Annotated in this window: 11 protein-coding genes; all 11 read right to left on the reverse strand. The window is 28.6% G+C overall.

What is annotated here, in order from left to right:
- Positions 1–187: 187 nt before the first annotated feature.
- Positions 188–1,975, reverse strand: coding sequence for a tetratricopeptide repeat-containing glycosyltransferase family 2 protein (locus HBE96_RS04520; protein WP_169296567.1), 1,788 nt, complete (start codon positions 1,973–1,975; stop codon positions 188–190).
- Between the two features lie 50 nt (positions 1,976–2,025).
- A complete protein-coding gene (locus HBE96_RS04525; protein ID WP_169296568.1) occupies positions 2,026–3,825 on the reverse strand; it encodes a glycosyltransferase in 1,800 nt (599 codons plus the stop codon).
- Between the two features lie 78 nt (positions 3,826–3,903).
- Positions 3,904–5,145, reverse strand: a complete 1,242-nt coding sequence (locus tag HBE96_RS04530; protein ID WP_169296569.1) for a DUF6385 domain-containing protein — start codon at positions 5,143–5,145, stop codon at positions 3,904–3,906.
- A gap of 176 nt (positions 5,146–5,321) precedes the next feature.
- A complete protein-coding gene (locus HBE96_RS04535) occupies positions 5,322–5,885 on the reverse strand; it encodes an acyltransferase (protein ID WP_342590152.1) in 564 nt (187 codons plus the stop codon).
- Complete coding sequence (locus tag HBE96_RS04540) at positions 5,866–6,963, reverse strand: glycosyltransferase family protein (protein ID WP_243186836.1); 1,098 nt, start codon at positions 6,961–6,963, stop codon at positions 5,866–5,868. The genes HBE96_RS04535 and HBE96_RS04540 overlap by 20 nt, the downstream gene beginning before the upstream one ends.
- Before the next feature lie 160 nt (positions 6,964–7,123).
- The gene (locus HBE96_RS04545; protein ID WP_169296570.1) at positions 7,124–8,224 is read right to left on the reverse strand and encodes an aminotransferase class I/II-fold pyridoxal phosphate-dependent enzyme; all 1,101 of its coding nucleotides are present in this window, start codon (positions 8,222–8,224) and stop codon (positions 7,124–7,126) included.
- Positions 8,221–9,183 carry an NAD-dependent epimerase/dehydratase family protein gene (locus HBE96_RS04550; protein ID WP_169296571.1) on the reverse strand — a complete coding sequence of 321 codons (963 nt, stop codon included), beginning with the start codon at positions 9,181–9,183 and terminating at the stop codon, positions 8,221–8,223. The genes HBE96_RS04545 and HBE96_RS04550 overlap by 4 nt, the downstream gene beginning before the upstream one ends.
- 465 nt (positions 9,184–9,648) lie before the next feature.
- Positions 9,649–10,263: a thiamine phosphate synthase gene (thiE, locus tag HBE96_RS04555; RefSeq protein WP_169296572.1), complete on the reverse strand. Its 615-nt coding sequence runs from the start codon at positions 10,261–10,263 to the stop codon at positions 9,649–9,651.
- The gene (thiM, locus tag HBE96_RS04560; protein ID WP_169296573.1) at positions 10,254–11,066 is read right to left on the reverse strand and encodes a hydroxyethylthiazole kinase; all 813 of its coding nucleotides are present in this window, start codon (positions 11,064–11,066) and stop codon (positions 10,254–10,256) included. The genes thiE and thiM overlap by 10 nt, the downstream gene beginning before the upstream one ends.
- Positions 11,059–12,219: a putative hydroxymethylpyrimidine transporter CytX gene (gene cytX, locus HBE96_RS04565; RefSeq protein ID WP_169296574.1), complete on the reverse strand. Its 1,161-nt coding sequence runs from the start codon at positions 12,217–12,219 to the stop codon at positions 11,059–11,061. Before cytX ends, thiM begins: the two co-directional genes overlap by 8 nt.
- Positions 12,212–13,015, reverse strand: a complete 804-nt coding sequence (gene thiD / locus HBE96_RS04570; RefSeq protein WP_169296575.1) for a bifunctional hydroxymethylpyrimidine kinase/phosphomethylpyrimidine kinase — start codon at positions 13,013–13,015, stop codon at positions 12,212–12,214. The genes cytX and thiD overlap by 8 nt, the downstream gene beginning before the upstream one ends.
- Between the last annotated feature and the right edge of the window lie 33 nt (positions 13,016–13,048).

The raw sequence follows: 13,048 nt of genomic DNA on the forward strand, positions 1-13,048 counted from the left end.
TTTCTATAAATTAAGTAAATCTTATCCATATATAATTGTACTTATTTTAATTCTCGTTTCTTAAATAAAAGTCTTTAATATATAGTCAAAATAAAGAACTTTAGTAATGCCAATATCAAAATAAATACTGGCATTATATTTAAGACTTCATTTATAAATTCTATTTGCTACACAGATTTAACTAAGATTACTCAATGTTAATTTTAAGAATATCTAATGCTTCTTTATCTATTATATCAAATAACTTTATAGATCTTATTATTTCTTTTCTTGCCATATCTATATACCCATGCTTATTGTATAATTTTCCAAGCTGTAGTAATACTGACTTATCACTTACTAAATTCAATAAATTCAAAGCTTTTTCCAATTTATCAAATTCTTTATTTATAAGAAGCACTTCACAAATTTCAAATATAGTTGATGTATAATCTATTTCATTTTCATCTTCAGATAAAATAGAAGTTTCATTACCACTAATAAAATTTAAAAATTGCTTATATACTTCTAACACCTTTTTATTATAATCAAGCAATCTATCTTTCAATCGATTTATTGTGCCAAATGCTGATTCATATTCATTAATAATAGCAAAACAAATAACCCTATACATCATGATTTGAAAATAATATAAACTATTCCCAGATATATTTTTTGTATACTCAATGCACTCATGAAATTTCGATGATCTTATAAGACATTTTACTTTAAAAAATTTAAGCTCATCTGAAACATCTGTTTCTATTTCATATTTATTTATATATTCTAATGCGGTTTCATAATATCCTTCCATATAAAATAAATCTGCAACTATAGTATATTCTCTCGGAAAATCAGTAAAGAAATTTTCTATAATATTCTTAAATTCATTCAATGGTGTTTGTTTTTCCTTTAATATATGAGCAATATTGTATAGTGGTACTAAATAATCAGGTTTTAATCTTATTGTTTGAACACAATAATCATACGCTGTATCATAATCTTTTAGTTTCATATATATTTGCGCTAATTCATGAGAAACTCTAAAACCATCTGTTCCATAAATAGACTTAAGCATTGATGGTGTTTCTCCAATTTGTATACACTTTTCAAATGCTCTTATTGCTAGCGTAGGTTTATCTTGTGCAGCTAATATTAAACCTTTAAAATAATATAAATCTGTAAATTGTAAATAGTATTTAAGTCCAGTACCTATAAATTCAAGAGCTTTATTATAATTTCCTAGGCTATAATTACTCATAACTATTCTTTCAATTAACTTTGGAGCAAAACCTGTGGTTTCATCAAATTCTTCATATGCCTTGTAATAATTTTCTAATGCTTTTTCTTCATTATTTATTGAAGAATACTCATTTCCCAAATTAAAATAATTAAATTTATTTTGTGGATTCTTTTTTATTTCTTCCTCTAAAATGGTAATATTTCTTTTACTTTTATTTTTACTTATTAAACTATCATCTAAATATCCATAGTGGTATATTTTTATAGGTTCATTCTTTCCCTTAATAGAATGTTCGTTATTAGTTAATTGATTGTGTATAGCTCCTTCATAACAATACCCATAATTATTTTTAAACAGTCTTGGATTTAAATTTATAGTCAAATTATTACTTGCCTGAACTCCAAAATAACACAATGTTTCAAAAAAATAAACCATATTATTATCAAGATTCTTAACTACATTTCGAAATTTTTCTTCGTCATCTTTGCAAAATTCATCATCTGCATCCATAATCAAAATCCAATCTTTTGTTGCATATTTCAGTGATTCATTTCTTGCAGCGCTAAAATTATTACACCATTTAAAATAATATATCTTTGCGTCATAGCTTTTTGCTATTTCAACTGTTTTATCAGTAGATCCTGTATCAACTATTATCATTTCATCTACTATATCTTTAACACTTTCAAGACATCTTGGAAGATTTTCCTCTTCATCTTTTACAATCATGCATAAACTGATTCCATTGGACATTTTCTCCGTCACCTCTACCACATTATTCAACATACTTAATTCAATGTATATTATGAATTACAATTGAAAAGTGTGCTCTGAAGGATCCCTACCCCTTCCCTATCAATTGTCTCAAAAAGTTTTATTGATCGCATTATTTCCTTTTTTGCCATATCTTTGTACCCATGTTTATAATATATTTTTCCAAGCTCAAGCAATACAGATTTATCACTTATTAAATTCAGTAAATTTAAAGCCTTCTCCAATTTATTAAATTCTTTATTTATAATAAATATATCAACAATTTCAAATATAAACTCATTATAACTTTTTTCTTCTTTGCTTTCTGATAAAACAAAGGTTTGTTTATCCATAAACAAGTTTACTAATTGTCTATATACCTTAAACATTTTTTTATCATCATCAAATAAATCACTTTCATCAAAGCTATTTATAATATTTAACGCCAAATCAAACCTATCTATTATAATTAAACTTATAACTTTATACATTGAAAGTTTCAAGTAAAGTGAATTATCTTTAGATATAGAATCTATTTCAATACACTCACTAAATTTAAATGTTCTTACAAGACATTTAGTTTTAAAAATCACAATATCTTGTGAAAGCTCTTCTTTTGCCTCTAACTTTTCTATATATTCCAAGGCAATTTCATAGTATCCCTCTGTGTAAAATAAATGTGCAATAAAAAAATATTCCCTTGGAAAATCGGAAAAAAAGCTTTCTATTTTATTTTTAAATTCATCTATTGGTGTATTCTTTTCTTTAAATATGTGTGCAATATCATATAACGGTCCTATATAATCAGGCTTCGATTTTATTGCTTCAATACAATATTTATACGCAGTATCATAATCATTTAGCTTCATATATATTCTGGACATTTCATTGTATGATCTGAAACTTCCTACTCCATAAATTGATTTTAGAGAAGCAGGTGGGGCTCCTAACTCTATACATTTTTGAAATGACTTTATTGCTAATAATGGCTTATCTTCATCATTATATATAGTTCCCATCATATAATATAAGTCTGTAAAACTTGGATAATAATGAAGACTAATATTTATAAATTCCAAAGCCTTATTAAAATGTTTTAGCTCATAATTTACAATGATTATTTTTTCCAATAACTTTGAAGAGTACCCTAAACGTGGATCAAAGCCTTCATATGCTTTATAGTAGCATTGCAAAGCTTTTTTCTTTTCATTTAAACAACAATATTCATTTCCTAAATTAAAGTAATTAAATTTATTGTCTGGTTGTTCCCTTATCAACCTTTTTAGAATATTCATATTCCTTTCTCTCTTATTTTTATCAATCATATTTTTCTTCATATATCCATAATGATATATCCTTAATGGTTCCGACCTTCCAATAACCGAAATGTCCGAATTTAATAGTTGATTATGCACTGCTCCACTATAATAATATCCAAAGTTATTTTTAAAAAGACGTGGATTTAAATTTACATTTACATTTAAACTTTTTTCATCTCCTAAATAACTTAGAGTTTCAAAATAATATAAAATATTATCATTAAGATTTTTAATTAACTTTTTAAACTTTTCTTTATCTTCCATACAAAATTCATCATCTGCATCCATAATCAAAATCCAATCTTTTGTTGCATATTTTAAGGATTCATTTCTTGCAGCACTAAAATCGTCACACCATTTAAAATAATATACCTTAGCCCCATAACTTTTTGCTATTTCCACCGTTTTATCTGTAGACCCTGTATCAACTATTATTATTTCATCAACTAAATCTTTAATGCTTTTGATACATCTTTCAAGATTTTCTTCTTCATTTTTTACTATCATACAAAGACTAATTTCATTAATCACTGGCAAATCACCTCGTAATTCTTTTTAATTTATGAAAAAGCCAAGAAGCACATTAAAGTACTTCTCAGCTATTAATCTTTAATACCTTCCATTAAACCAAATCTGCACAGATTGTGAATGAGTTGCTGTACTTGCTTTGAGTTGAAGCCTAGTATAATGGAAATAGTAATCTGCCGTAATAATCTTTGGTGTATTATCTTCTAATGAAACTTTTTCATTAGTTTCTACATAAGTGGCTCCATGAGTTGGTGCTACTGAAACTTGTACAGTTACTGGTACTACATTACTACTTGTAACATTCTTAATATACCAACTTGTATCTTGAAATTTTGAAGTATCTATAACAGTTCCATATTTCATAACATTTCCTACAGAATCAACAGTTTCATAAATTTCAACAAACTTTCTATCATTAACGTTAACCATTAATTGTCCAGTAGTATCAACTTTAATACCTTGAACAGTTCCTCCGTTATAACCACAGATTTGAGCAGTTCCTAATATATTAACTTTAGCTAACGTTCCAAGTGTGCTTACTTTTGTTACTGTTCCCAAAGTTCCTATTGAACTAACTTTCGTTACTGTTCCTAAGGTTCCTAATGCGTCTACTTGACTTACTGTTCCTAATAAATTAACCTTTCCCAATGTTCCAAGTGTGCTGACCTTTATTACCGTTCCCAAAGTTCCTATTGAACTAACTTTCGTTACTGTTCCTAAGGTTCCTAATGCGTCTACTTTGCTTACTGTGCCTAATAGATTAACTTTACCCAATGTTCCAAGTGTGCTTACTTTTGTTACTGTTCCCAAAATTCCTATTGAACTAACTTTCGTTACCGTTCCTAAGGTTCCTAATGCGTCTACTTTACTTACTGTGCCTAATAAATTAACTTTACCCAATGTCCCAAGTGTGCTTACTTTTGCTACTGTTCCCAAAGTTCCTATTGAACTAACTTTCGTTACCGTTCCTAAGGTTCCTAATGCGTCTACTTTGCTTACTGTGCCTAATAAATTAACCTTTCCCAATGTTCCAAGTGCGCTGACCTTTGTTACCGTTCCTAATACTCCTAATGCGCTAACTTTTGTTACCGTTCCCAAAGTTCCTAATGCGTCTACTTTGCTTACTGTGCCTAATACCCCTATTGTGCTAACTTTTGTTACTGTTCCTAATATATTAACTTTAGCTATTGTTCCAACCTTAACATCTAATGCTCCACTTGAGCTAACACTCACTGATTTATAACTACTTGAGCTTGAGTCATAACCATATATCGCCGTTTTTAATTGACTAGCTGAATCTTGAAATACTATACTATTAGCCAAAGTTCTTCACCTCTTAATTTTTAGTTAATATTAAAGTACATTGCCTTGTACTTCAATATATACTATTAATAAAAATTAAAAGTGTGTCATAAAAACAATAGATAATTAAAGTTAAAATCAAAAATTGTGGAAATATACTATTGATCCACAATTTTTCTTTAATTAGGCATATGAAACTACTTTGTAAAATATTCTATCTTAGTATTTTCACCATTTACAATAACTTTACCTATTATTTTTGCTGGAGTGCCAACAGCCACACAATTATCTGGTATATCCTTATTCACAAAACTATTGGCTCCAATGATGCAACTATTTCCTATGCTTACATCTTCTTTAATTACAGACATACTACCAATATAAGTATTATTTCCAATGTAAACATTCCCTTTTTTTAAAGGAACCTTTCCACCACTTATTACATTCAATGAAGAATCATGAGTATATATATGGACACCTGCAGAAATATCACAGTTATCCCCTATTGTAAGTTTACCATTTATACCTTCTAACAGCGTAAAAGGACCAATCCACACATTTTTTCCAATGCACACATTTCCCATAATAACACTACTATCATATATGCTAGTATTTTCTCCACAATTGACATATTCCGCCTTTTTCCACCTGTCAAAAAACAATTCATTAGTAGGCAAAACTCTATTCCAATTTTTATATAGCATATCTCTCTTTTGTTTAATATAATTTTCAAATTCTTTTTCAAACTCTATAATTATCACTTCCTTTATATAAATCTAGTAATCTTTTTGATACAATTAAGTGATCATGATACTTTTCAACATACTTTCTACCTTTAAAACCTATATTTTTTAACATATCTCTATTATTCAATATAAACTCTAACTTTGTTTCTATTTCATCACAATTAGCAGAAATAACTGGCAAATCCTTAGGATAATAACTTTTCATATAATTACTTATATAACAAATAACCGGTTTTCCCATAGCCATACATTCTAAAGTAAATAATCCATACTCTCCTAAAAGTAGCTGATCTATAATTAAATCAGCCTCCTGATAAATTTTTTTTGCCTCTTCATGTGAAAAATTTTCTACTAATTTAAACTTAAAATCATATTTAAGCTTTAGCTTTTCTACTGCATCTATTATGAATTTAGTACCCTTAACAGTTCTATTAGTAGGTGCATGAACAATTAGAAATTTTTTATTCTCTTTTATACTTTTGGTTGATAAATCATACTTTTCTATTTCTATAGCCTGTGGAATTACTGCTACATTTTTATAAAAATCTTTTACATAACAATATAGTTCCCAATCTGCCACAATACAACAATCTATATATTTTGATAAAAAATCTAGATTTCTCTTAATACTTTCTTCATCCAAATTCTTAGTCTCTACATATGGATTAATTTTTTTTGCAATAGAAATTCTTCTTACATCTGATCCCCAATGATGCATAATAACTTTTTTATTTAAACTCTTTAATATCTTTAAATCAGAATTATCCAAAGTTAAAGTTGTACCAAAGTGAAAATGAAAAATATTGTTTTCATCAATGAGTTTTGCTGCTATTTTTTTAGTCTCTATATCTGCTTCATTAATATATTTAAAACAACATACATCTAAAGTATAATCATTTTTATATCCTAAATAACTTGGGTAATAATTTAAGGTTTTAGTATCAACCCCTAATTTTTTTAATCCTTCGCTAATAGTATGCATTTGATTGGCAATTTCAATAGTCCCATGTATAACCTTCAAATTGCTATTATCAATATCACTAAAATTTAAAGTAGAATTTTTTAATTTCATATCGGGATTTTCTTGTTTCAATTTATCCCTTCTTTCTATATATACAAAATCATCTTAATTTGAAATAAAAGCTTGCTTGCAATAAATTTTTCCTTTATTTAAGTCTTAAAAAAGATTATCTACGAACATATCATCTGTTATCCCACATATAAAAGAGATGAAAGCTTGACTGATAAAATTTTTATTGCAATATACATTTTATAGCATCACAAACAAAACTTATATCTTTTATATCTAATTCACAATGTAGCGGAAGTGCTAATCCTTGGTTATATGCTGCAAGAGCATTTTTAAACAGATTATCATTATATGCATATTTTTGCTTATAGTAATCCTGATAGTGTACTGCATAAGCTCCTATATTTGTTTCTATTCCTTTATCTTTTAATTTTTCTTTTAATAAATCTCTATTAATTTTATTATTCAATAGAACATGATAAGTTTGATATACATGTCTTCCATAACTTTGTTTAACTGGAATTTTTAAATTAATCTGTTTTTTTAATAATCTATCATATTCTTTAGTTAAAAGTATCCTATAATCAATAATGTCTTTTAGTTTTTTCATTTGTACAATTCCCAAAGCACCTTGAATATCAGTCATTCTGTAATTAAATCCAGCTGCAGTAAAACTTACATTTCCATTTAAATAACTTATACCATGATTTCTAAGAATCTTAATTTTTTCATAAAGTTCATCATCGTTAGTTACTACCATCCCACCTTCTGCTGTAGTAATAGCTTTTCTAGGATGAAAACTAAAACATCCTAGATTACCAATAGTACCTACCTTTCTTCCCTTATATTCTGAGCCTAGTGCACATGCAGCATCTTCAATAACCTTTAATTTGTACTTCTTAGCTAATTCCATTATCTTGTCCATATTAGAACTTTGACCAAATTCCTGAACTGGCATAATAACTTTTGTTTTTTTTGTAATGTTTTCTTCTATTTTAGTCTCATCAATACAAAAACTATTTAAACTTATATCTACAAACTTACTCTTAGCACCTACAAGTTCCACTACATTAGATGTTGCTGGAAAAGTAAAATCAGGAACAATAACCTCATCTCCAGATTTTACATTCAAAGCTATCAAAGCTAGATGTAATGCAGCTGTTCCACTACTAACTGCTATGCAATGTTTGACATTCAAATAGTCTGAAACCATATTTTCAAATTCTTGTACTTTTTCTCCTTGTACTAAATATTTTGAGTCCAGAACCTTTCTTATTTCTTCTAATTCGTCATTTCCAATATCAGGTCTAGATAACTTAATCACTTTTCTACACTCCTATACCATTCTATTGTTTTTCTTAACCCCTGAACTAAATCATATTTAGGTTCAAATCCCAATAACTTTACAGCCTTTTCTATGCTTGGCACTCTCAGCTCTACATCTACGTAATTTTTAGGTACATAGACAATTTTAGATTTTGAATTTGCTATTTGTTTTATTAATTGTGCCAACATACCTATTGTTATAGTCCCCTTTGGATTTCCAATATTAAAAGAGTTTCCAACTGCTTCTTTTTTATCAAGGCATAAGTTAATCCCACTTACAAAATCGTCTATATAACACCATGACCTTATTTGATCGCCATCTCCATGAATTTGAATTTGTTCATTTTTAATTGCTCTTATAATAAATTCATGAACAGCACCTTCCCCTACTTGCCCTGGTCCATATATATTAAATGGTCTTATAGTAACCATGCTTAAGCCATATTGCTTATAATAACTATTAGCTAAATGTTCTCCAGCCAGTTTACTTACCGAATAAGTCCACCTTGCTTCTCCAACTGGGGCTAAATTAGTGGTACTTTTTTCATCTACTTTATATGCATAGGTTCCAAAAACTTCACTAGTAGAAAAATCAATGAATCGCTCTATATTGTCTGCATAGTCTTTTAAACTTTCCAAAATATTATAAGTTCCTATCATATTAACTTTCATAGTTTCAACAGGATTTTTAATAACTGTATCTATTCCTGCTATTGCTGCAAGATGGATAACAATATTAGGTTTAAATCCATCTACAACTTTTTTCAAATAGGAATAATCTAGTACATCACCTTGGATTATATTTATATTTTTCTTTTCATATAAAGATGTGTTTTTTATTGAATTTCTATTTAAATTATCATAAATTAATACTTCATTCTCTGATGATAACATTTTGCATATATTTGAACCTATAAATCCAGCTCCGCCAGTTAGCAGTATCTTTTTATTTTTCATATAGGTACCTTCTTTCCCTTAACTTACTTCAATGTCATATTGTCTTCTATATCTTGCATTTCATTATTATATTATAGTTATAGATGTTAATTTTTGTGATTGTTATAAATTGAGCACATTGCAACGCAAATAAGCGAAGAAACGTTAAGCTGTATTCTTGCTTTATATGCCTATCCTGAAGGCTTATGCCTAAATTGTTTTTTATTATTCTTAGCGAAAAATTTATGAAAGCCTTAGAACTTTAGTCTTGTTTGAGGGAACCGAGTTTGACAAAGTTCTTAGGCTTTCATAAATTTTGAGCTTTATTTTAAATTTAATTGGAAACTCCTCTTCGTTTTCTCAGAGGAGTAAGCGATTCGCACAAAATCATAGATTTTGGCTTTCTGCTTAACATTTAGCAGTGATGAAACACTTACCCTATATTACGAAGTAAAAGTTAAAATTCAAACTTCCACTGCGCTTATTTTATCTATTAATTAAATTTTTCGCAGCTTGTTTTATGTCATCTTTTCCAAGTATAGCTGATATTACAGAAATTCCATTAACTCCTGCATCTAAAACTTCTTTAAAATTTGTTTCATTTACTCCACCAATAGCTACTGAAGGTATTTTTATACTATTGCATACCTCTTTAAGTCCTTCAATTCCAATAGGTGTTTTTATATCTTTTTTAGTGCCAGTATAAAATACAGTTCCTATCCCTAAATAATCTGCACCATCTTTTTCAGCATCTATAGCTTCTTTTATATTTCCCGAGGAAATACCTATAATTTTTTCTTTACCTAGTATTTTTCTTGCAAATTTTATAGGCATATCACTTTGCCCTAAGTGTACACCCTCTGCATCTATAGCTTGAGCTATATCTATTCTATCATTTATTATTATAGGAACTTTATAATATTTTGTAACCTCTTTTACTTCTAAAGCTATATTATAAAATTCTCTAGTGGAAACATTTTTTTCTCTTACTTGTACTAAAGTGACTCCACCTAAAATTGCTTCTTCTACAGCACTTTTCAAACTTCTATCCTTCAAAAAACTTCTATCTGTTATAAGATATAAACTATAATCTATTTCCATATAACTTTTCCTTCTTCCTTTAATTTTTCTTCTGATAAACAATAAATATGATCCATAAGCTTAACTTTAAAAGTTCCAGGAACTTTAGCTTCTTCGTAAGCTCCCTCTCCTGCTATATTCATGGAAAGCACTGCTGCTACAGCAGCTATAAACTTATCTTCACAGCTTCCAGCCATACCACCACAAAGTGCTCCAAGCATACATCCTGATCCAGTTACTTTGGTAAGCATTTCTGTACCATTTTGAATAGCTGCACTTCTCTTTCCATCAGTAATAAAATCTTCTTTTCCAGTAGCTACAACTACACAATTGAGTTTATTTGCAAGCCTTATACAAGATTCTAAAGCTCCTTCAGAATTTTCAAGAGAATCCACTCCCCTTACCTTTGAAGCTTCACCTGCTAAAAATTTTATTTCTCCAATATTTCCTTTTATAATATCCACGCGACCTAGTTCAAATATTCTATTTATTACAGAAAGTTTTCTTGGTATAGCACCACAAGCTACAGGATCTAAAACTACAGGTATATTATTCATTTTTGCAGATATACTTGCAAGTACTGCTGCTTCTTCCTGTTCTTTTGTTAAAGTGCCAACATTTATATATAGTGCTGAAGATAACTTTACAAAGTTAAAAACTTCATCATAAGCTTCGCACATAGCTGGTGAAGCCCCAAAAGCTAAAAGTATGTTAGCACAATCATTTATTGTGACATAATTTGTTATGCACTGTACCAAAGGAACTTTTTCTTTAAGTTCTGTTATACTCTTAGCTACTCTATCAAGATCATTTAAATTATTCATTTCTAACTCCTCCCAAGTTTAAAATTTTTATAGAAGATACATATATTAAAGATACAATAATAAACACAATTAAAGTTGGAATTCCAAAAGATATTTTAGCAAAATAATTATAAAGTACCATTCCAATTAAAGCTGAAATTAATCCTCCCACATTAAGCTTTTCTCCATAACTTGTAGATTTTATAAAATGTTCTACAATAACTACTGTGTAAACTGGAACAAAAATACTTCCTATAGTTAATAAAAAATTTTGATAGCTTTCTATAGGGAATATAAAAGCTATAACTAAAGCTAAAATAGAATAAATAAGTATAAATATATTTTCTTTTTCTACTTTAAATAATTGTTTTGATGATATTACAGCTGAATATATATCTAGGAAGGTTGTAGTAACTGTAGAAAATACTATTATAAATGCTGCTGCCCATTTTACACTACTTCCACATAAAAATTCTATTACATCTTTTCCACTATATAAGCTTATATATAACCCTAAAATATACATCAAACAACTTCCAATAAAATATCCTCCGAAGGTTGCTAAAAGTACTCCTTTTTTACTTTCTCCATCTTTAGTATAATCACCTATTAAAGGTAACCATGACACTGGCATAGATATAGATATTTCAAGAGCTGTAACAAAACTTATAGAGTCTTGTGCTGATACTTGATTTGATGTATTAAAAGAAAAGAATATCATAAAGCACATAGCTATAAGCATTATAACCGAAATATCATTTACCTTTTTAGAATAATTATTAAAGAAATATGACCATAAAAAAACTATGATTGCAGTAATAATTATTCCTAAGAATTTAGGAACAGTAAAAATTCCATTTAAAGCACGTCCACTTTGTATAATCATAATTGCAGACCACCCTATAAGCTGAAGTACATTAAGAAAAGCTACAATTTTCCCACCATAGGAACCTAAACAATCCTTAACCTTTTCCATTGCATTTTTCTTATCTGTAAAGGAAATATATCCTCCTAAAGCTAAAAATATAGTTCCTATAATGTGTCCTAAAATTATGGCTGTAAATCCTTTAAAGAAACCAAGTGGGGCAATTAGCCCTCCTGTATATATTTCAGATATAGAAATGGCAGCTCCAGCCCAAAGTAAAAACATAGAAGAATTTTTTATTTTATTCAAAACTTACACCTGCCTTTTTATATAAATCAATAAAATGTCCTACTGGTCCAACCCCACTTCCTATAGGAAATGAATTTTCTATAGCCATAGTTATATATTCCTTTGAAAGTGCTACTGATTGTTTTACACTATAGCCTTTAGCTAAATAAGAAGCTATTGCAGAAGATAGAGTACATCCTGTTCCATGTGTATTTTTAGTATTAATTCTCTGTCCTTCTAAGTTTATAAATCCTTCATCACATAATAATATGTCATTTGCATCATTACATCTGTGTCCACCTTTTACTAAAACATTCTTAGCACCTAATGCCTTTATTCTTGTTGCTGCATTTTTCATATCTTCTGAATTTTCTATTTTAATATTTGTAAGTACTTCTGCTTCTGGAATATTAGGTGTTACTAAATCTGCAATTGACACAAGCTCCTTTATAGCTTCCTGTGCTTCCGTCTGTAGAAGAAAATATCCACTTTTAGAAATCATAACTGGATCTAATACTATATTTTTTGCTTTAAATTTCAATAGTGATTTTTTTATTATTCCTATAGTTCTACTATTGGAAACCATTCCAATTTTTACGCTGTCCACATCTATATCACTAAATATAGATGCTATTTGCGCTTCTATAATTTCATCTGTAACATCCATTACCTTTTGCACTCCTACAGTATTTTGAGCCGTTATTGCTGTAATAACACTCATACCATAAACACCTAGCGCACTCATAGTCTTTAAATCTGCTTGTATTCCAGCTCCTCCCGAGCTGTCTGATCCTGCAATAGTTAATACTTTTTTCATTCTAATCACTCTCCATATAATTGTGTGGATGTA

Origin of the sequence: Clostridium muellerianum (assembly GCF_012926525.1) — a bacterium.
GTDB classification, from domain to species: Bacteria; Bacillota; Clostridia; order Clostridiales; family Clostridiaceae; genus Clostridium_AM; species Clostridium_AM muellerianum.

What these genes read in the sequence shown, in the direction of transcription:
- HBE96_RS04520 (WP_169296567.1), bottom strand. Translation starts at nt 1,975, where the DNA reads ATGTCCAATGGAATCAGTTTATGCATGATTGTAAAAGATGAAGAGGAA.
- HBE96_RS04550 (WP_169296571.1), bottom strand. Translation starts at nt 9,183, where the DNA reads ATGAAAAATAAAAAGATACTGCTAACTGGCGGAGCTGGATTTATAGGT.
- thiE (WP_169296572.1), bottom strand. Translation starts at nt 10,263, where the DNA reads ATGGAAATAGATTATAGTTTATATCTTATAACAGATAGAAGTTTTTTG.
- thiM (WP_169296573.1), bottom strand. Translation starts at nt 11,066, where the DNA reads ATGAATAATTTAAATGATCTTGATAGAGTAGCTAAGAGTATAACAGAA.
- thiD (WP_169296575.1), bottom strand. Translation starts at nt 13,015, where the DNA reads ATGAAAAAAGTATTAACTATTGCAGGATCAGACAGCTCGGGAGGAGCT.